Source organism: Deefgea piscis, from assembly GCF_013284055.1.
Classification (GTDB): Bacteria; Pseudomonadota; Gammaproteobacteria; order Burkholderiales; family Chitinibacteraceae; genus Deefgea; species Deefgea piscis.
Genome location: NZ_CP054143.1, coordinates 1,741,029 through 1,764,232, shown reverse-complemented (window position 1 = coordinate 1,764,232; position 23,204 = coordinate 1,741,029). Strand labels below are relative to the sequence as shown.

At 48.8% G+C, this 23,204-nt stretch carries 23 protein-coding genes; 16 read left to right on the top strand and 7 right to left on the bottom strand.

Features of this window, described 5'->3' with window-relative positions:
- Positions 1–143: 143 nt before the first annotated feature.
- The 11 genes from nrdD (at position 144) to lnt (ending at position 11,583) form a co-directional block, all read left to right on the top strand.
- Positions 144–2,297, top strand: a complete 2,154-nt coding sequence (gene nrdD / locus HQN60_RS08430) for an anaerobic ribonucleoside-triphosphate reductase (protein WP_173533228.1) — start codon at positions 144–146, stop codon at positions 2,295–2,297.
- A 403-nt stretch (positions 2,298–2,700) separates the two neighbouring features.
- Positions 2,701–3,171, top strand: coding sequence for an anaerobic ribonucleoside-triphosphate reductase activating protein (gene nrdG / locus HQN60_RS08425; protein ID WP_173533227.1), 471 nt, complete (start codon positions 2,701–2,703; stop codon positions 3,169–3,171).
- Between the two features lie 305 nt (positions 3,172–3,476).
- On the top strand, positions 3,477–3,908 hold the full coding sequence (locus HQN60_RS16375) for a pilin (protein ID WP_173533226.1): 432 nt from the start codon (positions 3,477–3,479) through the stop codon (positions 3,906–3,908).
- A gap of 58 nt (positions 3,909–3,966) precedes the next feature.
- A complete protein-coding gene (locus HQN60_RS08415; protein ID WP_173534650.1) occupies positions 3,967–4,389 on the top strand; it encodes a pilin in 423 nt (140 codons plus the stop codon).
- A 287-nt stretch (positions 4,390–4,676) separates the two neighbouring features.
- Positions 4,677–5,102 (top strand): pilin, encoded by a 426-nt coding sequence (locus HQN60_RS16370; RefSeq protein ID WP_282099282.1) that lies wholly within the window; start codon positions 4,677–4,679, stop codon positions 5,100–5,102.
- 150 nt (positions 5,103–5,252) lie between these two features.
- Positions 5,253–5,630 (top strand): hypothetical protein, encoded by a 378-nt coding sequence (locus HQN60_RS08405; RefSeq protein ID WP_173533225.1) that lies wholly within the window; start codon positions 5,253–5,255, stop codon positions 5,628–5,630.
- Between the two features lie 488 nt (positions 5,631–6,118).
- Positions 6,119–7,462, top strand: coding sequence for a tRNA (N6-isopentenyl adenosine(37)-C2)-methylthiotransferase MiaB (gene miaB, locus HQN60_RS08400; RefSeq protein ID WP_173533224.1), 1,344 nt, complete (start codon positions 6,119–6,121; stop codon positions 7,460–7,462).
- 121 nt (positions 7,463–7,583) lie between these two features.
- Positions 7,584–8,540 carry a PhoH family protein gene (locus tag HQN60_RS08395; RefSeq protein ID WP_173533223.1) on the top strand — a complete coding sequence of 319 codons (957 nt, stop codon included), beginning with the start codon at positions 7,584–7,586 and terminating at the stop codon, positions 8,538–8,540.
- 98 nt (positions 8,541–8,638) lie between these two features.
- A complete protein-coding gene (gene ybeY, locus HQN60_RS08390) occupies positions 8,639–9,112 on the top strand; it encodes an rRNA maturation RNase YbeY (RefSeq protein ID WP_173533222.1) in 474 nt (157 codons plus the stop codon).
- 60 nt (positions 9,113–9,172) lie between these two features.
- On the top strand, positions 9,173–10,021 hold the full coding sequence (locus tag HQN60_RS08385) for a CorC family transporter (protein ID WP_173533221.1): 849 nt from the start codon (positions 9,173–9,175) through the stop codon (positions 10,019–10,021).
- A gap of 98 nt (positions 10,022–10,119) precedes the next feature.
- Positions 10,120–11,583 carry an apolipoprotein N-acyltransferase gene (lnt, locus tag HQN60_RS08380; protein WP_173533220.1) on the top strand — a complete coding sequence of 488 codons (1,464 nt, stop codon included), beginning with the start codon at positions 10,120–10,122 and terminating at the stop codon, positions 11,581–11,583.
- Positions 11,584–11,668: 85 nt separating this feature from the next.
- Here lnt and HQN60_RS08375 read toward each other — a convergent pair whose 3' ends face one another.
- The 4 genes from HQN60_RS08375 to HQN60_RS08360 are packed head-to-tail and all read right to left on the bottom strand — an operon-like array spanning position 11,669 to position 13,527.
- The gene (locus tag HQN60_RS08375; RefSeq protein ID WP_173533219.1) at positions 11,669–12,226 is read right to left on the bottom strand and encodes an RDD family protein; all 558 of its coding nucleotides are present in this window, start codon (positions 12,224–12,226) and stop codon (positions 11,669–11,671) included.
- A gap of 7 nt (positions 12,227–12,233) precedes the next feature.
- Positions 12,234–12,617 carry a DUF3106 domain-containing protein gene (locus HQN60_RS08370; protein ID WP_173533218.1) on the bottom strand — a complete coding sequence of 128 codons (384 nt, stop codon included), beginning with the start codon at positions 12,615–12,617 and terminating at the stop codon, positions 12,234–12,236.
- Complete coding sequence (locus HQN60_RS08365; RefSeq protein ID WP_173533217.1) at positions 12,614–12,964, bottom strand: DUF3619 family protein; 351 nt, start codon at positions 12,962–12,964, stop codon at positions 12,614–12,616. Before HQN60_RS08365 ends, HQN60_RS08370 begins: the two co-directional genes overlap by 4 nt.
- Positions 12,961–13,527 carry an RNA polymerase sigma factor gene (locus tag HQN60_RS08360; protein WP_173533216.1) on the bottom strand — a complete coding sequence of 189 codons (567 nt, stop codon included), beginning with the start codon at positions 13,525–13,527 and terminating at the stop codon, positions 12,961–12,963. Before HQN60_RS08360 ends, HQN60_RS08365 begins: the two co-directional genes overlap by 4 nt.
- A gap of 396 nt (positions 13,528–13,923) precedes the next feature.
- On the opposite strand from HQN60_RS08360, the gene ilvB reads away from it, so the two are divergent.
- The 3 genes from ilvB to ilvC all read left to right on the top strand — a co-directional run bounded on the left by ilvB (position 13,924) and on the right by ilvC (position 17,277).
- Positions 13,924–15,684: a biosynthetic-type acetolactate synthase large subunit gene (gene ilvB, locus HQN60_RS08355; protein ID WP_173533215.1), complete on the top strand. Its 1,761-nt coding sequence runs from the start codon at positions 13,924–13,926 to the stop codon at positions 15,682–15,684.
- A 12-nt stretch (positions 15,685–15,696) separates the two neighbouring features.
- Positions 15,697–16,188 carry an acetolactate synthase small subunit gene (ilvN, locus tag HQN60_RS08350; RefSeq protein WP_173533214.1) on the top strand — a complete coding sequence of 164 codons (492 nt, stop codon included), beginning with the start codon at positions 15,697–15,699 and terminating at the stop codon, positions 16,186–16,188.
- 72 nt (positions 16,189–16,260) lie between these two features.
- Entirely contained in the window at positions 16,261–17,277 is a 1,017-nt protein-coding gene (gene ilvC, locus HQN60_RS08345) for a ketol-acid reductoisomerase (RefSeq protein WP_173533213.1), read from the top strand.
- Between the two features lie 180 nt (positions 17,278–17,457).
- Here ilvC and HQN60_RS08340 read toward each other — a convergent pair whose 3' ends face one another.
- The 3 genes from HQN60_RS08340 to asd form a co-directional block, all read right to left on the bottom strand.
- Complete coding sequence (locus HQN60_RS08340; protein ID WP_173533212.1) at positions 17,458–17,925, bottom strand: hypothetical protein; 468 nt, start codon at positions 17,923–17,925, stop codon at positions 17,458–17,460.
- Positions 17,926–18,269: 344 nt separating this feature from the next.
- Positions 18,270–18,794, bottom strand: a complete 525-nt coding sequence (locus HQN60_RS08335) for a hypothetical protein (RefSeq protein ID WP_173533211.1) — start codon at positions 18,792–18,794, stop codon at positions 18,270–18,272.
- A gap of 482 nt (positions 18,795–19,276) precedes the next feature.
- Positions 19,277–20,119, bottom strand: a complete 843-nt coding sequence (gene asd, locus HQN60_RS08330; RefSeq protein ID WP_173533210.1) for an archaetidylserine decarboxylase — start codon at positions 20,117–20,119, stop codon at positions 19,277–19,279.
- A gap of 115 nt (positions 20,120–20,234) precedes the next feature.
- Between asd and pssA the strand changes: the two genes are divergently transcribed.
- Positions 20,235–21,011 carry a CDP-diacylglycerol--serine O-phosphatidyltransferase gene (gene pssA, locus HQN60_RS08325; protein ID WP_173533209.1) on the top strand — a complete coding sequence of 259 codons (777 nt, stop codon included), beginning with the start codon at positions 20,235–20,237 and terminating at the stop codon, positions 21,009–21,011.
- A 127-nt stretch (positions 21,012–21,138) separates the two neighbouring features.
- Complete coding sequence (locus HQN60_RS08320; RefSeq protein WP_173533208.1) at positions 21,139–22,941, top strand: 2-isopropylmalate synthase; 1,803 nt, start codon at positions 21,139–21,141, stop codon at positions 22,939–22,941.
- The last annotated feature ends 263 nt before the right edge of the window (positions 22,942–23,204 follow it).

Here is a 23,204-nt window from a genome sequence, read left to right as displayed (position 1 = left end):
TGCAGCAAGCAAGTATAAAACACCATATATTGTGTTTGCTTCGAGATAAAGCCACAAATAAATGACAGGCCAAAAGCAAAATGTCTGTCAGCCAATAATCTCAATACCTGTACCACTGATTACGCATCAAGGAAAAAACAGCAATGCTCAAAGTGATTAAACGCGACGGTGCCAAAGCCGCCTACGACAGTGCCAAAATTTTTGAAGCCTGCCGCCGCGCTGCCACTGCTGCGAAATACCCGCAGCCAGAACAATTGGCCGAGCAAATCACTAGCCAAGTCGAAGCGCAATGCCGCACGATGAGCCAGCACAATGCTCCTGCCGGCTTATTAGATATTCCAACGATTCAGCAATGGGTCGAAGACGCCTTGATGCATGATTACCCCGAAGTGGCGCGGATTTATATCCAATATCGCTACGATAGAGATCGCACGCGCGCGCAAGGCTCTGAGCTACACGCCAAACTGATGGGCTTAGTGAATAAAACCGACAGCGAAGCCACTACGGAAAACGCCAATAAAGACGCCAATGTGTTTCCGGTGATGCGCGACCTGATGGCCGGCATTGTCTCGAAACAATTTGCCAGCACCTTTTTGCCCAAAGATATTTTAGAAGCGCACCACCAAGGCGATATCCATTTTCATGATTTGGATTACTCACCGTTTTTGCCACTGACCAATTGCTGCCTCGTCGATTTAGAAGGCATGCTCAAAAACGGTTTTCGCCTTGGCAATGCCAAAATTGAAAGCCCTAAATCCGTTGGTGTAGCTTGTGCGGTCACCGCGCAAATTATCGCCCAAGTGGCCAGCCATCAATATGGCGGCACCACCATTCCCAATTTGGACCAAGTGCTAGCGCCGTATGTACTAAAAAGCCATGCCAAAAATTTAGCCATTGCCCATGAATACGGCATTACCGACCCAGAACGCTACGCCACCGAGCGCACCGAAAAAGAAGCCTACGACGGCATTCAAGCGTGTGAATATGAGATCAACACGCTATTTAGCTCTAACGGTCAGCAGCCCTTTGTGACGTTCTCATTCGGCATGGGCACCAGCTGGGCCGAGCGGATTATTCAGCAGTCGATTTTGCGGGTGCGAATTAAAGGCTTGGGCAAAGAAGGCACCACACCGGTATTCCCTAAATTGGTGTTTTTTATCGACGAAGGCATCAACCTCAAGCCCACCGATCCCAATTACGACATCAAACAATTGGCGCTTGAATGCACCTCAAAACGCATGTATCCGGACATTATCTCGGCCAAGCTCAATCGCCAAATTACTGGCTCTAGCGTGCCCGTATCGCCTATGGGTTGCCGCAGCTTTTTGCCCGCTTGGCGCGATGAACAAGGCCAAGAAATCCTTAACGGCCGCAATAATCTAGGGGTAGTCAGCCTGAACCTGCCGCGCATTGCCATTGAAGCGCAAGGCAATATCGAGCAATTTAATCAGTTATTACAGCAGCGCCTGCAAGTGTGCTTACGCGCACTCAATATTCGCATCCAACGTCTGCAAGGCGTCAAAGCCAATGTGGCCCCGATTTTGTATACCGAAGGCGCATTTGGGATTCGACTTAAGCCGCAAGACGACATCATGACGCTATTTAAAGATGGTCGTGCCTCGATCTCTTTGGGTTATATCGGTTTACACGAAGTCGGCGTATTACTTTTTGGTCAACACCCTGCCGATGCCAGCGCAGCGCAAGCCTTTTTGCACAATGTGGTCAAAACCATGGGGGATGCCACGCAGCGCTGGAAAGCAGAAACCGGCTTTGGCTTTTCGCTCTATTCCACGCCCAGTGAATCGCTGTGCTACCGCTTTTGTAAACTCGACCAAGAACGCTTTGGCGACATTAGCGACGTCACCGACAAAGGCTATTACACCAATTCATTCCATCTGGACGTGTATCGCAAAGTCAATCCATTTGAAAAAATCGACTTTGAAACCGGCTATGCCGAGCTCGCGACCGGCGGCCACATTACTTATGTTGAGCTGCCCAATATGAAGCACAATCTATTGGCACTCGAACGCATTTGGGATTACGCCATCGAACGTGTGCCGTATTTTGGCAGTAATACGCCGGTTGACGCCTGCGGCGCTTGTGGCTTTATGGGCGAAACCCTCGCCACCGCCAACGGTTTTGTTTGCCCAGACTGCGGCAACCACGACAGCGCCACGCTATCGGTCACCCGCCGAGTCTGCGGCTACCTCGGCAGCCCCAACGCTAGACCGTTTAACAACGGCAAACAAAAAGAAGTCATGCGCCGAGTTAAACACCACGCGCAGACTGTTGAGTGATTGGGAGTTGGGAAAAGTGTAGGTGCGAATAGCGCAGCGTATTCGCACGCATGAAGCGGCTGCAGAAATTAAAATGCGCTGTTGGCGCGGCAATGCCTGCGATGATGCGAAGCCCATCGCAGCTAACCGAAAAACACAGGCTTTGTTCAGATGGGCTGTTGCGACGTTAAATCACAACTGCTTGAGTAAATCGACTGCAGCCCCTTCCCCCTTGATGGGGGAAGGCTGGGATGGGGGTGTTGAGCTTAAAATATACTCGGTAGTATCACCCTCACCCTAACCCATCAAGGGAGAGGGAATGCCGCGATGCTATAACCACCATCAACACACAATCTGAACACGATCATAAACAACAGGTATACCCATACCCGCATTTTAACGAAAAGCCCACAGCGCTATACCCATGAATTACGACCGCTATTACACGCATGATCTCATCAACGGACCCGGCATCCGCGTGACGCTGTTTGTCAGCGGCTGCCAACATGCGTGCGAAGGTTGCTACAACCCATCGACATGGGATAGAAAATCCGGCCAAGCCTTCACCGCCGAAATCGAGCAACAGCTATTACAAGCCTGTGCAACGCACGATGGCCTGAGTCTATCCGGCGGCGATCCGCTGCACCCCGCCAATCGGGACGCCATCCTCAAACTCTGCCAAGCCTTTAAACAACGCTACCCCGAAAAAAACATCTGGCTCTGGACCGGCTACGTCTTCGAAGACCTACAAGACCTCGCCATCTTGCAATACATCGACGTGCTCATCGACGGCAAATTCGAACAAAACCACCCCACCAGCCAACCCTGGCGCGGTTCCAGCAACCAACGCCTGATCGAACTCAGAAACTACCGTGGCCGTGGTGGTGATAATTAATTTGCGGCTGTGTATGGGGATTTAGGATTTGTGGGAAATGTAGTTGCGAATAGCGCAGCGTATTTACGCGCATGAAGCGACCGCAAAAATAATATGTGTCTCCGATTACACTACGCCAATCGCAGCTACTAGCTAATGTTTAGCCCCTACTTACTGCCAAAATCAGTCAAACAAAGTGACGTTTTACGGCAAAATTTACAAATCACCTCTAATTATCTGTCAATAAAACAACTATAAAAAGCTGGCACGATAGTTGCATGTCATGTTTCAAGTCAGAATGACTACCTAACTTTCGGAGAATGAACATGCAACGCGCACAGCAAGGTTTTACACTCATCGAATTGATGATCGTCGTCGCAATTATTGGTATTTTAGCTGCGGTGGCAATTCCTTCTTACCAAAATTACACAGCCAAATCGAAATTTACTGCAGCACAGGCTGAAGTAGCTGCTGGTAAAACTGCATTTGATGCGTCTTTAAACGATGGCGTCCCACCAACAACAGCTTTAGTTGGCTTTAAACAAGGTACTGCAAACTGCACCACAAATGTAGTAACACTTGTTGCTGCTGATGGTACCGATGGCACCATGATTTGTACTATTAATGGTGGCCCTGCTACGGTAGCTGGTAAAAAAATTACTTACACACGTACGGCTGCTGATGGAAGCTGGGTATGCTCTTCGGATCTAGCTGCGGGCGACAAAGCCACTCTTGGGTCAAAAAGCTGTCAAGGCTAATTTTTTAATTTAAATAAAAAATTAAATATACATTTAAACTCGGAGTTAAATCATGAACATGAAACAAGCACAGCAAGGCTTTACTTTAATCGAACTAATGATTGTCGTTGCAATTATTGGTATTTTAGCGGCAGTTGCGATACCTTCATATCAAGACTACACCGCAAAAGCTAAATTCACCTCAGCTCAAGCTGAAATTGCCGCAGGCAAAACAGGCTTTGATTCTCAACTGAATGATGGTGTAGCAATTACTGCAGATGCCGCTGGATTAGCTTTAGTTGGCTTAAAAGGTTCAACTAGCAATTGCACAACAACTGTAACAGGAAGCACTATTGTATGTACTATTGTTGGTGGTCCAGCAACAGTTGCAGGTAAAAAAATCACCTTAACTCGTGCAAATGATGGCGCTTGGACATGTGCATCTGATTTAGCAGATGCGGCAACCAAATTGAAACTAGCATCTAAATCTTGCCAAGGTTAATTGATTTAAGTTAATCAGCTGATTCAAAAAGCCCCAGCTTAACTGCCGGGGCTTTTTTATTTTATCCAATAAAAAACAATTAATTTACATACCAAATTAAAATAAAAAATTGAAATCAATTATTTAAAAATCACAAAAACCCAGCAAGAAAAGAATTAAATTCCACAGGCATATTTAATTGTCATTTTGTAAAAAATACCAAATTTCAAATATAAATCTGGCACAAAATCTGCTAAATCATTGACTCAGGTTTAAAAAACCATTTACAAATAAAAGGGATTTCTAAAATGACTATGAATAAAGCTCAGCAAGGTTTTACATTAATTGAATTGATGATCGTTGTTGCGATTATCGGCATTTTGGCTGCAGTGGCTATTCCTTCCTACCAAGATTACACCGCAAAATCTAAATTTACTGCGGCGCAAGCAGAAGTTGCTGCAGCCAAAACGGCCGCTGATACCTTGCTAAATGATGGCACAGCAATTGCCACCTTCGCTGACGTTGGCCTGAAAGAAACAACAGCTAACTGCACAGCAACTGCTGAAATATCTTCAGCAGGTGAAGGCACAATGACTTGCACAATTATTGGCGGCCCAGCAACTGTCGCAGGGAAAATCATTACCTATACACGTGATGCCGAAGGTTTATGGACTTGCTCTTCAGACGTAGGTAACACTAAATTAGCTTCAAAAAGCTGCCAAGACGCGACCTAAGCGGCTTAAAAATTCATAAGCTAAATACCCCGCCATTCGCGGGGTATTTTTTTGCTTTTGATTCAACCTTTCCACCCGACTCTCACATTAAAACTTCCCTGACAAATCTGGGCTTGTTACCATCAAGCTCATCAGTTAACGAGGTGGCGTATGCGTTTATTTTTGGTGGTTTGCTTATTGCTCAGCGCCCTGCCCGCCTTTGCGGCGCGGATTTTGCCGGAAGGGGCTTATGCGCAGATGGATTATTATGCGCCGCCGGTGATTCGTTTGGATGGCAAGGATTATTTGGTGTCGGCGGCGTTTCAGGTGCGTGATCAGCAAAATCGTTTGATTCCAATCCAGCGTGTGCCACGTGATGCGCCGGTTTGGGTGCAGCTTGAGGCCAATCGCAAGGATTTGGTGTGGAAAGCGTGGCTACTATCGCCAGCTGAGATTGATTTTCTCAAATCCATCGGTCGAATCAAAGATGCACGCGGTGGTTTTTTGGGGATAGGCTGCTGGTTTGTTGACTGCTACGCGGTGCAATAGCGCGCTCATCCATAATGAAGCCAAAGCGGTCTTGCGCCCTTGTTCCGACTTGCTGTACTCAATCAACTGTTTACAGCTTCAACATCTTGCTCGCAAACTTTTGCACGGACAGTATCGGGGCGATGAGCGCAGCGTCATCGCCTACGTAGCACTTAAAATCCCCCTGCCTACGCAGTGATGCTTTCGCTGCGCGGGGGCGACGAATCTCAGCACCAACTCTTGCCGCAAAAATACTCGCTGCCGCTGCCAGTTGCATGACATGAATCGGCGGCGAGTTCTTGATTGCCGCTGCTCATCTCTGTGTAACAAATCCCATGTCATAAGAGCGCCGCTTGCGAGTCGATTTGCGTTAAAATCACGCCCTAGCCTTTGCTGGCATTACGCCCAGTGGCTCAAAGAAAATTCTTATTTTATTGCCTTCCAAGGGTATTGCTATGCAGCCCTTGTTGATAAAAGCAGTAAAACCAATACCCCTATAGAAGAAAGCCATGAGCAAAAAAGTATTTATTAAAACCTTCGGCTGCCAAATGAATGAATACGATTCAGACAAAATGGTCGACGTGCTCAATGCGGCCGATGGCTTGGTGAAAACCGAGAATGTCGATGAAGCTGACATTATTTTATTTAACACCTGCAGCGTGCGCGAAAAAGCGCAAGAAAAAGTCTTCTCGGATTTGGGCCGCGTTCGTGAGCTTAAACTGGCCAATCCCAATATCGTCATCGGTGTGGGCGGCTGTGTGGCCTCGCAAGAGGGTGATGCGATTATCAAGCGCGCGCCGTATGTAGATATTGTGTTTGGCCCGCAAACTTTGCATCGTCTGCCCGAGCTGATTGCCGAAAAACGCAAATCTGGCATCAGCCAAGTGGATATTTCCTTCCCCGAAATCGAAAAATTCGACCACATGCCACCCGCGCGCGTTGAAGGTGGCGCGGCGTATGTGTCGATTATGGAAGGCTGTTCGAAATACTGCAGTTTCTGCGTGGTGCCGTACACCCGTGGCGAAGAAGTATCGCGCCCGTTTGAAGACATCCTGACCGAAGTCGCGCATTTGGCGCAGCAAGGCGTGAAAGAATTGCATTTGCTCGGCCAAAATGTGAACGCGTATCGCGGTGTGATTTTGGATGGTGAAGACGCTGGCGAAATCGCCGATTTGGCGACGCTACTAGAATACGTACACGAAATCCCTGGCATTGAGCGTATTCGCTACACCACCAGCCACCCCAAAGAAATGACGGCGCGGATTATCGATTGCTACCGCACTTTGCCAAAGCTGTGCTCACAACTGCATTTGCCAGTGCAAGCGGGCTCGGATCGGGTGTTGGTGAATATGAAACGCGGCTACACCACGCTGGAATACAAATCAGTGATTCGCAAATTGCGCGAAGCGCGCCCAGATTTGTGTTTCTCGAGCGACTTTATTGTCGGCTTTCCGGGCGAAACCGAAGAAGACTTCGAGCGCACCATGAAGCTGATCGAAGACGTAGGTTTTGATACCAGCTACAGCTTTGTCTACAGCCGCCGCCCGGGCACGCCTGCTGCTGATTTACCCGATGATGTGCCAGAAGAAGTCAAACTCGCCCGCTTGCAACGGATGCAAAAACGCTTAGAGCAACAAGCCGAAGCCATTAATCTATCGATGATTGGTAGCGTGCAGCGCGTGTTGGTGGAGCGTTTTGCCAAAAAAGACAAGTCTGAGCTCGCAGGCCGCACCGACAATAACCGTATTGTGAATTTTGAAGGCAGCCCACGCCTAATGAATCAGTTTGTTGAAGTTCGCATTACCGATGCCTTCCCACGCAGCTTGCGCGGCGAAATCATCATTAAAGAGTAAACCCGCGCTTGCGATCAAGCCGCCAAGCGACCCAGCGCCATCGGTCAAATCGACCGATGCATCTGGATTTTTTGGCTGGCTCAATGTGCGCCAAACTGATTTTGATTTCAGGAATTAAACCTTGCATACAGAAACTCTGCATTTCACGCCCATCGATAATCTGCGTTTGGCCAATTTATGTGGCGCGCTGGATGAAAACTTAAAACAAATCGAAGTGGCGTTTGATGTCACGGTGCATCGCCACAATGAAGCGTTTCGCGTCAGCGGCGAATTAAAATCAGTTCGTCAGGCGCTCGATGCGCTGGAATGTTTTTACGAAGACAGCGCCTCGCCACTCGACGTCGATGCAGTGCAATTGGGTTTGATGGAAATCTTGCGTAATCCCAACGCACAAATTATCGACCCTACCGTGCCGCAATTGCGCACCAAACGTGGTGATTTACGCGGGCGCACGCCGGGGCAAAATGTGTATATCAAAGCCATTGCCGACAACGACATCACTTTTGGCATTGGCCCGGCTGGTACTGGCAAGACGTATCTGGCGGTAGCCAGCGCCATTGATGCGCTAGAGCGAGATACCGTGCAAAGATTAGTTTTGGTTCGCCCCGCCGTTGAGGCGGGTGAAAAGCTGGGCTTTTTGCCGGGCGACTTAGTGCAAAAAGTCGATCCGTATTTGCGACCACTGTACGATGCACTGTACGACTTAATGGGCGTAGAAAAAGTCACCAAGTTATTTGAAAAACAAATTATCGAAATCGCCCCGCTGGCGTTTATGCGTGGCCGAACGCTAAGCCACAGCTTTATTATTTTGGACGAAGCGCAAAACACCACGCCAGAACAAATGAAGATGTTTTTAACGCGGATTGGTTTTGGTAGCAAAGCGGTGATTACCGGCGACGCGACGCAAGTCGATTTGCCTAAGCATCAAAAATCCGGCCTTACCGACGCGCAAGAAGTCTTGCTCGGCGTGCGTGGCATAGGCATTCACCACTTCACCGCCGCTGATGTGGTGCGCCATCCACTGGTGCAAAAAATTGTCACTGCTTACGAAAAAGCCGCAGCAAAACGCAATCTATAAATTTAGGTTGGGCTTGTAGGATGGGCTTAAGCCCACCACACAAGCTCCGATTGACTGGGCCAGCCCAGCCTACAGTGACCAAGAAAAAGCTCGCAATAATGAAAAATCAAATCCAGCTCGCCATTCAAAACGAAAGCCGCAACAGCCCCATTCCACGTAAAAGTTTATTAAGAAAATGGGTGAACGCCGCTTTGTCCAAGCAAATTGAGCACGCTGAAATCACGCTGCGCTTTGTTGATGCCGACGAAGGGCAAACGCTGAACCGTGATTATCGGCAAAAAGATTACGCCACCAATGTACTCACGTTTACTTTTGATGATGAATTACCACAGCTTGCGGGCCAGCCTTTAATGGGCGATTTGGTGTTGTGTGGCGCGGTGATTGAGCGTGAAGCGCAGCAGCAAGGCAAGGCTTTATTGGCGCATTATTGCCATATGGTGGTGCACGGTACGCTGCATTTACAAGGGTTTGATCATCTTGAAGAGGCCGAGGCCGAAGCAATGGAATTGCTCGAAACCCAAATTGTCACGCAGCTGGGTTATGATGACCCTTATCTGACCGAGCGTGAATAACTTCGCTCATTGATCGCTGCAGGCCAGCCCTGCTATCCACCCATAGGAGCAATACGCATTATGGACGACGTTCCGTCCCCGAGTTATAAGCCCAGCTTATTAGAAAGATTGACCCATTTCCTGTTACGGGAGCCGGAAAACCGCGGCGAACTGGTTGAAATTCTCCACACCGCTTTCGAGCGCCAATTACTCGACGCCGATGCCCTCGGTATGATCGAAGGCGTGCTCAATGTGGGCGACATGCAAGTGCGCGATGTGATGGTGCCGCGCTCGCAAATGGATGTCATCGACATCAACGACTCCCCCGCCGAATTTATCCCCTTGGTGATTGAAACCGCCCACTCGCGCTTTCCAGTCATCGACGGCAGCAAAGACCATGTATTGGGCGTGTTGCTAGCCAAAGATTTACTGCGTTTTTATGCCAGCGACAGCGAATTTAATGTCCGCGAAATGCTGCGCCCTGCGGTGTACATCCCCGAAGCCAAACGCCTGAATGTGCTACTTAAAGATTTTCGGAATAATCGCAACCATATGGCGATTGTGGTCGATGAATACGGCGGCGTTGCCGGACTAGTCACCATTGAAGACGTGATGGAACAAATCGTCGGCGATATCGAAGACGAATACGACGAAGATGAAGACGAAGACAATATGGTGCAAGATCGCCGTGGCGCTTGGCGCGTCAAAGGCGTAACAGAAATCAGTGATTTGAATGAAACCATCGGTAGCCGCTTTCCAACCGATGAGTTCGACACCATTGCAGGAGTGATGATGGATTGCTTTGGCCATGTGCCTAAACGCGGCGAAAGCATCGACTGCCATGGTTACCGCTGCTTAATTTTGCGCGCTGATAGCCGCCGCGTGCATTCAATTTTGCTAGAAAAAATCACCGATCATCACGAAGCTTAAGTCATCCATGGATCACGATAAAATCAATGCGTCGTGATCCAAGCCACCTCCTCTTCGCAAACCACCTTGCACCGCGACTTCGACTTCGCTTTTAGACCATGCCCAAAAATCGCTATCTATTCCTACTCATTCAATGCCTTGCCGGCGCTAGCGCTGTGGCCGCTTTTGCGCCTTTATCGCAATTTTGGCTGCTGCCAATTTCGCTGTGGATTTTATTTACCGGCTGGCAAAAAGCCGGTTCTGCACGGCAAGCTTTATGGCCGGGCTTAGCTTGGGGGCTGGGGTATTTCGTTGCCAATGCCGGCTGGATTTACATCAGTCTACATACCCACGGCAAAATGCCAGCGCCAGCGGCGGCTGGCGCAGTGCTGCTGTTTGCGACTTATTTAGCCTTGTTTCCAATGTTGGCTGGCTGGCTCACATGGAAAATACCCTGCCGCGATAGCTGGCGCTTTACGCTGATTGCGCCAACGATGTTTATTTTGTGTGAATGGCTGCGCGGTTGGCTGTTTACTGGCTTTCCTTGGGCATCGGTCGGTAGCGCACAGATTGATTGGCTTGGCGGGCTATACCCTATTATTGGCAGCTATGGCGCAGGTTGGTTAATGGCTTTATGCGTTGGCGTATTTTTATTGGATAAAAAACTCGCGCTTGGTTTGGCGATTGCATTATTCAGTAGCAGCCAATTACTGCAAAAAATCAATTGGACCTACCCCATCGGCGAGCCACTCAAAGTCAGCGTTTTGCAGGGCAATATCGGGCAAAGCATGAAGTGGAATGCTGACTTTTATTTTGACAGCCTCAAAAGCTATCTCACGCTCAGCCAAGCCGCCCAAGGCCAACTGATCTTGCTGCCCGAAACGGCGATTCCGTCGTTTTTTAACGAGATACCGCCCGACTATCTGGCAGAACTACGCCAAATCGCTCAGCAAAAATCCGCCACGCTGTTAATGGGCGTGGCCACGCGCGGGCCAAAGCCAGATCAATATCAAAATTCAGTGGTGAATTTAGCCAACCCAGCCCAAGAGCAATACGCCAAATCACACTTGGTGCCCTTTGGAGAATACATTCCGCTGCCGTGGCTATTTGGCTGGGCGTATCAAATGCTTGAGATGCCAATGAGCGGTTTTCAGCGCGCACCACTGGCGCAAGCGCCATTGACGATGAATGGCGGGCTGATCGCCGCTAATATTTGCTACGAAGACGTTTTTGGTGACGAAATCCGCATTAACGCCGCTAATGCGACATTACTGGCGAACTTTACCAATATGGCGTGGTTTGATGGCTCTTGGGCGGCCGAGCAACACGCGCAAATGGCGCGCGCCCGAGCGCTCGAAAACGGCCGCTACCTCATCCGCGCCACCAACACCGGTAAAACGGCGATTATTGATGCCAAAGGCCGAATTGTGAGCAGCTTGCCCGAGCAAACCCAAGCGGTTTTAGAAGGCGAAGTTCGCCATATGCAAGGCCATACCCCGTATCAATGGGCCGGTGATAAACCCGTAATTGGCTTGTTGCTGGCACTGTTAGTACTGGCTTTTTTCCGTAGTCGCCAAAACTAAACCCGGCATAAAAAAACCGTTGCACTGCTTCATACACCAGTGACAACGGTTTTTTCGTCGCTAAATACCTGCGCTTTAGCCTAGACTACGCTGCCTCATCCTGACTGGGCTTGGCGTATTTTGACGGCACTTCTTTGGGAAAAAACACCGTGCGGGTGTTGGCAAAACGATCGTAAATAAACTGCTTATCCCGATCAAACAGCGCCCAAATAAACGGCAATACAAATAAACCGCAGGCAATATACAAGCCCATTTGATATTCCGGCTGTTTACGCGCCAACAGATAAATCGGCAATAACGGCAGATAACAGGCGCTCGCCACCACAAAACGAATCAACACCGCTTTAGGCGTTAAATTCGCGCCATCTTGCATCAGCAAGCGGCAGCGCCAAGTTTTCATCGCCAAGGTTTGCCCGCCGCGGATCCAGCACCAGCCAAAATACAGCAAGCTCACCAGCGTTAGCCAGGCAAAATTGAGGGCATTGAGCCAAGGATAAGCACTTAACTCGGTCACCGCGTGCCCAGAAAACAGCTGAAAGCCACCTTGAAACAGCCCTTCGGCAATCAGCAATAAGGCGGTGAGTAATAAAATCTCATACAAAAACGACACAAAACGGCGTGTTAAACCCGCACTAATTAGCATATTGGTCCTACTCAGTTTTTGGTGAATTACAGCAAGCTTGGCTGGCTCGTCGGTGATGGCGCTGTTGCATCAGTTTTTGTCGCTCTTCAGGCGACATCGCTTGCAAACGCCGATAGTTTTCGCGCGCACGTTCACGCTGCTCAGGGCTTAATGTGGCCCATCGATTGATACGCGCGCGCATTTTTTCTTGATGATGTGGCGGCATTTGTGAGCAGCGCAACGCCAAAGCAGAAAATCGTTGCTGATCTTCATTTGGCAAACCATCCCATTGGGTTTGCATGGTGCTTAATACTTCGCGTTGAGCTGGCGTTAGTTCCGACCAAGCTGGCGCCGCCTGCGCAGCAGCACTCCAAAACAGCAGCGTACACAGCAATATGATCAATCGTTTCATCGTGACTGCGCATCCAATAAAGTAGGGTCAAGTAAATCATCCATCGCCACATCGCTACTTAATAAAGCCAAATCAATCGAGCTTGTCATTGGTTTGGACTGCTGCTGTTGCACGAAAGTGACACTCAATAACAGCACCAGCAATACACTCACCATGCTGATTTTAGGGTGTGCATTAACCAGCGCTAACACCTCGCTAGCGCGAGAATGCGGTGCCCCAGCCTGTGCCACCGCCGCTTGGCGGGCTTGAATTAAACGGGCACGAATTTCTTCAGGAATCGGCGCATCAGCCACCTGGCGACTCAATTGTGCTAAATGCTGCTGCTTTGCTTCATCAAATTCATTCATAGGGTGAGCCCCCTTTGTTTAAGCCAATCGGCCAAGGTATGACAAGCGCGCGAACAATGCGTTTTAACACTGCCTTCAGAGCAGCCCATCACTTGCGCGGTTTCTTGCACATCCATCTCCTCCCAATAACGCAGCAAGAAGGCTTCACGTTGACGTGCTGGCAATAAAGCCAGTCCTTCTTCGATTAACGCCATATTTTGCTGCTGCAATACGGCTTGTTCTGCACTGGGATTGAGCTCGCTATTGTGCGGAACATAAGATAGCGGATCAGCTGAGTCAGTTTCATCATTAGAATTAGATGAAAATTTAGAGAATAAACTCACCCAAAATTGACGCAATTTATTTCGACGAAGAAAGTCTCGTATTGTATTTTGCAAGATAGTTTGAAATAACATTGGCCATTCTGATGCTGGTTTGTCAGCATAATGTGTGGCTAATTTCAGCATGGCATCTTGCACTATATCCAAAGCGTGCTCGTGATCGCGCACGGCGTACTGAGCTTGCCGCCATGCACGGCGCTCTACACTGGCTAAAAAATCATTCAATTGTTGCTGACTTGCCAAACGGGACTCCAAAACAGGAAAGCGTAAAACTGCTGCCAAATAGCCAGCAAAAACAGGGGATTGATACTAACAAAAGCAAAAATATTCAGCCAGAAAAACTTGCCAAAATAAAGCCTATCGTTTACCTTTAACCCCCTACACAAAGTCACTAAAGCGACCGGTCGTTTAAACAGACGGCAGGGGCACTGGATCGACACCGCAAGCGCATCACACTTCGTTCTTGATGGCCACAAGCCAGTGAACTGCGGCAAGTCCAGTTAATAAAATGCCCGCTCTAATAGATGAGCTCTTGAAGCTTACATGCGCGGCATTGGCTATTGAACGCTCTTCAATAGTTGCCTGCTGCTAACTAGCAGCTTGCACCAACCGATCAACGATTGACTCAGGACTTAACCCATGCAGATCTCGGGCGCTGAAATTCTTGCGCGCTGTCTTGCCGAAGAAAATGTCGAATTTGTATTCGGCTATCCCGGCGGCGCGGTTTTGGAAATCTATGATGCGATTTTCAAACAAAACAAATTCAAACACGTACTCGTTCGTCATGAACAAGCTGCCGTTCATGCCGCTGATGCTTACTCACGATCCAGCGATAAAATTGGCGTCGCGTTAGTGACATCGGGCCCAGGCGCTACCAATGCTTTAACCGGCATTGCCACAGCGTTTATGGACTCGATTCCAATGGTGGTGATTTCTGGCCAAGTCGGTACGCCATCGATTGGCTCAGACGCCTTCCAAGAAGTCGACATGGTCGGCTGTTCACGCCCGATTGTGAAGCATAATTTCTTAGTCAAAGACGTTAAAGATCTAGCCACAACGATCAAAAAAGCGTTTTACATTGCCACAACGGGTCGTCCCGGCCCAGTGGTGATTGACGTACCTAAAGATGTGACGCAAGCCAAGGCCGTTTTTGAATACCCTAAATCGGTGGCCATTCGCAGCTATAACCCGCCAGTGAAAGGCCATCCAGGGCAAATCAAAAAAGCCGCGCAATTACTCGAGCAAGCTAAACGCCCATATATCTATGTGGGTGGCGGCGCGATCTTGGGCAATGCCTCAGAAGAAGTGACTGAATTGGTGCGCATGCTCAATGTGCCATGCACCAATACGCTGATGGGTTTGGGTGCTTATCCCGGTTCAGACAAGCAGTTTTTGGGCATGCTCGGCATGCATGGCACGTATGAAGCCAATATGGCGATGCAATACGCTGACACCATCATCGCCATCGGCGCTCGTTTTGATGACCGCGTGATTTCAAATCCAGCGCAGTTTTTGTCACAAAGCAAAAAAATTGTACAAATCGACATCGATCCATCGTCGATTGCCAAGCGCGTTAAAGTCGACGTGCCGATTGTTGGCGACGTAAAAGACGTACTGAAAGATCTCATCGCCGTACTCAAAGAAACAAACGCCCGTCCAAGCGAAAAAGCCTTGAATGCGTGGTGGGATCAAATTAACGAATGGCGTGCACCAAAAAGCTTGTGGTACCCACAAGACGACGAAATTATTCAGCCGCAATTTGTGATGCAAAAATTGTTCGAAGTCACCGGTGGCGAAGCCATCATTACTTCGGACGTTGGTCAGCATCAAATGTTTACCGCGCAATATTATCAATTTAACCGTCCACGCCAATGGATTAACTCTGGCGGCTTGGGCACGATGGGCTTTGGTCTACCTGCCGCGATGGGTGCCCAACTGGCTAATCCGTATGCTGATGTGGCTTGTATCACCGGCGACGGCTCGATCCAGATGAATATTCAAGAATTGTCGACGTGCAAGCAATACCACACGCCAGTGAAGATTATTAATCTGAACAACGGCTACTTGGGTATGGTTCGCCAATGGCAAGAGTTCTTCTATGGCACGCGTTATTCTGAATCGTATGTCGATGCATTGCCTGACTTTGTGAAGTTGGCTGAAGCCTATGGTCACGTTGGCATGCAAATCACTAAGCCAGCCGACGTAGAGCCGGCACTACGCGAAGCGTTTGCCATGAAAGAGCGCTTGGTATTTATGGATTTCTTAACCAATCCAAAAGCCAATGTGTTCCCAATGATCCAAAACGGCAAAGGGCTTAACCAAATGGACTTGCCGCCGCATATGCAATCAATGCAGCTCACGCCATTTGAAAACAACCGTGATTACGGCAATCTTTGCTAAGGAGAGATGAACATGCGCCATATTTTATCTGTCCTGATTGAAAACGAAGCCGGTGCGCTATCGCGTGTGACGGGCCTGTTTTCGGCTCGTGGCTACAATATTGATTCACTGACGGTGCAAACCACCGAAGATCCAACCATGAGCCGCATGACCATTGTCACGCACGGCTCGGAAGATGTGATCGAACAAATCACCAAGCAGCTCAACAAGCTGATCGAAGTGGTTAAAGTGATCGACCTGAACGAGGCCGATCACATTGAGCGTGAACTGATGCTCATTAAAGTACGCGCTACCGGCAAAGATCGCGACGAAATGAAACGCATGGCGGATATTTTCCGTGGGCGTATCATCGACGTGACCGAAAAAACCTATACGATTGAACTGACTGGCACTGGTGAAAAGCTCAGCGCTTTTATCAATGCACTCGACCAATCAGCGATTTTAGAAACCGTGCGCACCGGTGCCTCAGGCATCGGCCGTGGTGAACGGATCTTGAAACTATAGTTAGGGTATTTGCCTGTAGGTATTTACAGGCAAGCCCCACAACCCAATACCTATTACCACTAAGGAAATAAAATGAAAGTTTCTTACGATAAAGATTGCGACTTAAACATCATCAAATCGAAAAAAGTAGCCATCATCGGTTACGGTTCACAAGGCCACGCTCACGCTTGCAACTTGCAAGATTCAGGCGTTGATGTGACTGTTGGTTTGCGCACGGGTTCTGCTACTGTAGCTAAAGCGCAAGCACACGGCTTAAAAGTAACTGACGTTGCCACTGCCGTTGCTGGCGCTGACGTAGTGATGATTTTGACGCCGGACGAGTTTCAATCAAAATTGTACAAAGACGAAATCGAACCCAACATCAAGCAAGGCGCAACACTGGCTTTCGCGCACGGCTTTGCGATTCATTACAACCAAGTGGTGCCACGTAAAGACCTCGACGTCATCATGATCGCGCCAAAAGCCCCAGGCCACACTGTACGTTCAGAGTTCGTGCGTGGCGGCGGCGTGCCAGATTTGATCGCTGTTTACCAAAATGCTTCAGGCAAAGCGCTGGAAATCGCCATGTCTTACGCTTCAGGCGTGGGCGGCGGCCGCACAGGTATCATCGAAACCACATTCAAAGACGAAACTGAAACTGACTTGTTCGGCGAACAAGCCGTATTGTGCGGTGGCGCAGTTGAGTTGGTGAAAATGGGCTTTGAAACTTTGGTTGAAGCCGGTTACGAGCCAGAAATGGCTTACTTTGAGTGCTTGCACGAATTGAAATTGATCGTTGATTTGATGTTCGAAGGCGGTATCGCCAACATGAACTACTCAATCTCGAACAACGCTGAATACGGCGAATACGTAACTGGCCCACAAGTAATCAACGAAGAATCTCGCAAAGCAATGCGTCAAGCACTGAAAAACATTCAGTCTGGCGAATACGCGAAACAATTCATCTTGGAAGGCCAAACCAACTACGCATCAATGACTGCAGCGCGCCGCAACAACGCTGCACACGGCATTGAAGTAGTAGGTAACAAATTACGCTCAATGATGCCTTGGATTCAAGCTAACAAAATCGTTGACCAAACTAAGAACTAATTTTTAAGCGGCTGCAACGTGATTGAGCCGAGAAGAAAATAAAACATCTTCGCTGCGCGCCCAATCGCGTTTCGCTCGCTAAAATGATGCATCAAATAAAAAACCGGCTTCGCGCCGGTTTTTTACATTTATATCAATTCGTTTATTTCTAGCTAAAATCGCAGAGTCCTAGCGGTGACCCTACTGAGAAAAACCCTTTGACATCAACACGCCTTTATTCGTGATATTTAAAATGCCTGCCACTCTTTGAGCCTCAGACTCAGCATTCTCAAGCTCGACACTGAATAAAACCAACTCGTCGCGGATCGTGCTAAACAAAGTAAGCTCATAACCATAACGTCCCTCTTTCACATAAACATAAGAAAAATCAGAAACAGGCATCGTTTTTTCACTCGCCATTCGCCAAGCAAAAATAGATTTTTCTAAGAAAAGAGCATTTAATTCAGCATCAAAAGTACACTCAATTTTACTTGCCAAATGAATTAAAAGACCAAGCAGATTTATAGCCACAAAAAGTAGCGCAAACTTAAAGCCATATTGGTAATGAGCATAAGCAAGCAATGCTGATAGTAAAAAAGAGGCCATAATAATATGCGTATTGTGCCGAATAGAAGTACCAGCACTACACCCTATTTTGATTGAACTCATTTATTCACCTCAGAAAAACCATCGTAGCTTCGACTAACTGCAATCGTACCGAATACGATGCAGTCGTAGGGGGCAATGAGCTTAAGCGAATTGCACCGGCTTTTGCGTTAATTGAATCCATCTGTTGGTAAAATGGATCATGCTTGAATCACACAGGGTTGTTGCTCCGCGTTTATTCGGCGCAATTCGTTTCACTCATTGCCGCCCTACGTTGGAGCTTGCTTTTACGAATGGATGGATCGTAAGCCACAATCAAGCCCAATCCGATGCACCGCGTATGACGCGAACTAAACGGTGGAATGCGCTGCGCTTATTCCCCCCTACGCATGGCAAATCAGCCAACATCAAACCAACGTCAACCCCGCCATTTTCGCGCGGGGCACAACCATCGATATTGAAAATAAAATATCCGAGCAATCGCCAAAAGCGTGTTCGATTTCTGGGTTAAGGATAAAGACCATGCCTTCGCTCACCGCAGTAGCTTGCTCGAGTGGATTACTCGCGCCAGTCATTCGCAGCACGCCCTCGCCTTGCAGTACCACATGCAAAAACGCGACGGGTTCGTCTTGCACCAAAAAACCAATATCGGTGTGTGGATCAAGCTGGGCGTAGCCCATCAAATTGGCGTCGTGCATATATTCGGGCGCAAGGCCCAAACGATTTAATAAGGCGATGCCAAATGCGGTTTTTTCCGCATCCAGCTGCCACGCATCCCCCGTCGGCAGGTTGGGATTGCCTTGCGGATAATAATGCACCTCAATCACGCCTTTGGCGGCAAACGCCGAACTGCGCGTTTGGCGAATTTCGCCGAGGTTTCGCTTGAGCGATTCAGGAATCGTAATCTGGCCTAATACCCTTATCGCATTCATTTACAGCTCCAAAGCGTTTAATACAATCCTGATTATGACTCTGTTGCAACAGGTTTTTGTAGGGCCGCTTTTAAGCGGCGGCATTGCTTGAGTCGCGGGCTAAAGCCAAACCTACGAAATCATTGGATTTCTGAACGTAAGTCATAAAAACAAAGTTAGGCAGTATAAGCCAGCAAATCATATTTAATAATGGCTAGGGTCTGTTGACGTTTGGTTTGCGGATCGCGTTTGTGCTGATTTTGGCCTGAAACAAGGCGAAAGACGCGTGGCATAGTCATTCTATGCAAGCGTTTTTCAACGCAGTGTCAGGCCAAAAGCAGCCAAACCCCAAGGGCTGGGCGCTTTTCGCGGCATCTCTGCGTTATTTCATGCTCGAATAACGGGTTATTGGTCGCATAAAATGCCTTGATCTGCCGCGAAAATCGCTCCAGCGCGACCGAAAACCAAACGTCAACAGACCCTAGCAACCTATACCCTTACCATCAATCCGCCATCACCTCGCCTAAGCGCACACCGCGGCCCGCTTTCCAGTCGGTATTAAATTCCAAATCGCCTTCAGGAAACAGCAATACCACGGTTGAACCAAGTAAGAAGCGGCCCATTTCGGCGCCCTGCTCTAGGACGATTTGCTGATCGCGATAATCTTTAGTCCACACCGATTTGCTGCGCGGCGGATTAACCACGCCGTGCCATGTGGTCGCCATACTGCCAACAATCGTCGCGCCGACCAGCACTTGCACAAAAGGCTGACCGTTGTCGGCTTCAAACACGCATACCACCCGCTCATTACGCGCAAACAAACCATCGACGCCGCGCGCTGTGGCTGGATTCACCGAAAACAACTCACCCGGCACGTAGGTCATTTCTAGCAAACGACCACGGCATGGCATATGAATGCGGTGGTAGTCTTTCGGGCTGAGATAAATCGTGGCAAACAAGCCATTTTCAAATTGCTTGGCCAATGCCGCATTGCCACCCAATAAAGCCGTAGTGGTAAATTGCTTGCCTTTGGCTTGATAAATTTGCCCGTGTTCTATTGGCCCAAACTGACTAATTGCCCCATCAACAGTACACAGCAGTTGTGCATTGGCCAGTGGCCGCGCGCCATCTTTTAAGGCGCGGGTAAAAAATTCATTAAATGTGGCATACGCAGTCGGATCGGGATTGGCCGCTTCGGCCATATTGACTTGGTATTTGGCGACAAAGCGAGTAATCACTGCGTGAGTCAGGCTGCCAGCACGTAATCCGGCTAAGGCCCCCATCAATCGAGTCAACGCCAACTTGGGGATGACATACTGCAAAAGTACAAATAGACGCTCAGACACGAAAGTCACCTAGGACAAATAAGAGCGCGGATTATAACGTATCTACCCACATGCTACCGATGGCACGAGACGTCAGTTACAATGTTGCCTCAAATGCTATGCAATCGAGGCTTTCATGCAACTGCAACCCCCATCAAGCCGCGCACAAACTTTGCGCCGTCAAAGTATTTACCTGCTACCCAATTTATTTACCCTCGCCGCACTGTTTTCTGGCTTTTATGCCATCGTACAAGCCATGAATGGTCAGTTTGAATCGGCGGCTTTAGCGATTTTTGCGGCGATGATTTTAGATGGCCTTGATGGCCGTGTCGCCAGAATGACGCATACGCAATCTGAATTTGGTGCGCAATTTGATAGCTTGTCTGACATGGTGTCGTTTGGTGTCGCGCCGGCTTTAATTATGTATGAATGGGGCTTGTCTGGCTTTGGCAAACTCGGTTGGGCGGTGGCCTTTATCTACTGCGCTGGCGCTGCGCTGCGTTTGGCGCGCTTTAATACCAATATCGAAGTGGTTGATAAACGTTTTTTTCAAGGTTTGCCCAGCCCTGCTGCTGCTGCCTTAGTTGCAGGATTGGTGTGGATCAATATTGAATACCATGACGATTTGTCGCCCTTGGTTGAGCTACTGCCTTATGCTGCGCTGTGCTTTACGCTGTTTGCCGGCTTAACCATGGTGTCCAACGTGCCGTACTGGAGCTTTAAAGAGCTACATATGCGCAAAACCGTGCCCTTTGTGAGTTTATTGATCGCGACCTTAATTTTACTCATCGGCGCATCACGCCCAGCCTTGGTGTTGTTTAGTTTCTTTATCTGCTACGCCGCCTCAGGTTATGTGTATTGGCTGTGGCTTGTGATGAAACGTCCAAAACAACACAACAAATTAGACAAATAGTCTAATTTAAAAATATAATGTAGAAAATAGAGCGGCCAAAACAACAGGCCGCTCTTTTTTATTGCCAAGGTTTGACACTAAGTCTAAATATGGCTAATCTCAAGTCATCGCTGCAAAGGAGAACACTGTGTCATTAGACATCGACCGTCTAATCGCTGATTTTGGTGGACCCAGTACACTGGCCGATCAGCTTAATGCTGCTTTTCCAGATGATCCGGTATCCCGAGCTGCGATTTATAAATGGCGCGAACGCGGCAGCTTGCCGCTCGCTCAAGTGAATAAACTGGCTCAATTGGCAAGTCAGCAAGGCCGGCAATTCAATATCCAAAATTATATGGGCCGTGATCAAACCACCGCCTCAGAGACTCAGGAGCACAGCATGACTCAACGCAGTAATGACCGCTTGGTGATTTTTGATACGACATTGCGTGATGGTGAGCAGTCTCCTGGCGCATCGATGACCAAAGAAGAAAAAATCCGTATCGCCCGCCAATTGGAAAAACTCGGCGTTGACGTCATTGAAGCCGGCTTTGCCGCCGCTAGCCCTGGCGACGCCGATGCCATCAAAACCATTGCTGGCATTATCGAAAACAGCACGGTCTGCTCTTTGGCGCGCGCCAATGAGCGTGACGTACGCGCGGCTGGTGAAGCAATTAAAGATGCCAAACGCGGCCGCATTCACACCTTTATCGCCACCAGCCCGATCCATATGGAACACAAGCTGCGTATGACGCCAGATCAGGTGGTTGAAGCCGCAGTGAAAGCCGTCAAAATGGCGCGTGAATACACCGATGATGTTGAGTTTTCGGCTGAAGACGCCTTGCGTAGCGATATCGACTTTTTGGCGCGGATTTTTGGCGCAGTGATCGAAGCTGGCGCAACAACATTGAACGTACCCGACACCGTCGGCTACGCCGTACCCCAACGCACTGAAGCGTTTTTCCGCGAATTGATCGCCAAAACCAAAGGTGGCGATAGCGTCATCTGGTCGGCGCACTGCCACAACGATTTGGGCATGGCGGTGGCTAACTCTTTGGCTGCCGTTTTGGGCGGCGCACGTCAGGTTGAATGCACGATTAACGGCTTGGGCGAGCGCGCTGGTAATGCCTCACTCGAAGAAGTCGTTATGGCGACGCGCACGCGCCGCGATATTTTCAATGTTGAATGCAATGTCGATGCCACGCAAATCGTGCCAACCAGTAAATTGGTGTCAACGATTACTGGCTACCCAGTGCAACCGAATAAAGCCATTGTCGGTGCCAACGCCTTTGCTCACGAGTCAGGCATTCACCAAGATGGCATTTTGAAGTGCCGTGAAACTTACGAAATCATGAGCGCCGAATCGGTCGGCTGGAGCACGAACCGCTTAAGCTTGGGCAAATTGTCTGGCCGCAATGCGTTTAAAACCAAATTGATTGAATTGGGCATTGAGCTGCAATCAGAAGAAGCATTAAATGCCGCTTTTGCGCGCTTTAAAACTTTGGCCGATAAAAAACGCGAAATTTACGACGAAGATTTGCACGCCTTGGTGTCCGATGAGTTGATTTCGATTGAGCAAGAACACATCAAACTGATTTCATTGAAAGTGATTTCCGAAACCGGCGAAACGCCAAGCGCCGATCTAGTGGTCAGCGAAGCGGGGATCGAGCGTCATGCGACGGCGCACGGCGATGGTACGGTCGATGCCACCTTTAAAGCGATTGAATCACTATTTAATAGTGGCGCAGAAATGCAACTGTATTCGGTTAATGCGATCACCTCAGGAACAGATAGCCAAGGTGAAGTGACGGTCCGTTTGATGAAGGACGCCAAAATCGTCAACGGCCAAGGCGCAGATACCGACATTATTGTTGCCAGCGCCAAAGCGTATATTTCAGCACTCAATAAAATCCACAACAATATTAATCGAGTGCATCCACAGCCAGTTTAAGTTGATGCATTTACAGCGCCATCAACTACGTTTTTGTCGATGAGCAGCACGTTTTTTGGTACTGCTCAATGGCAAGCATTTGCGAAATACGGCACCGATCGATACCACCCCATCGATTGGCGGAGGCAGCAATCACAAATTGCGCGCGCTCAAGCTTTCAGTCTGGTGAACCTAAACCACAACTGAAGAAACCGAACGCATAAACTACAAAGCCCCGCTGCGATCCAGCGGGGCATTGTTCTATCTATCCTGCGGTGTATTTG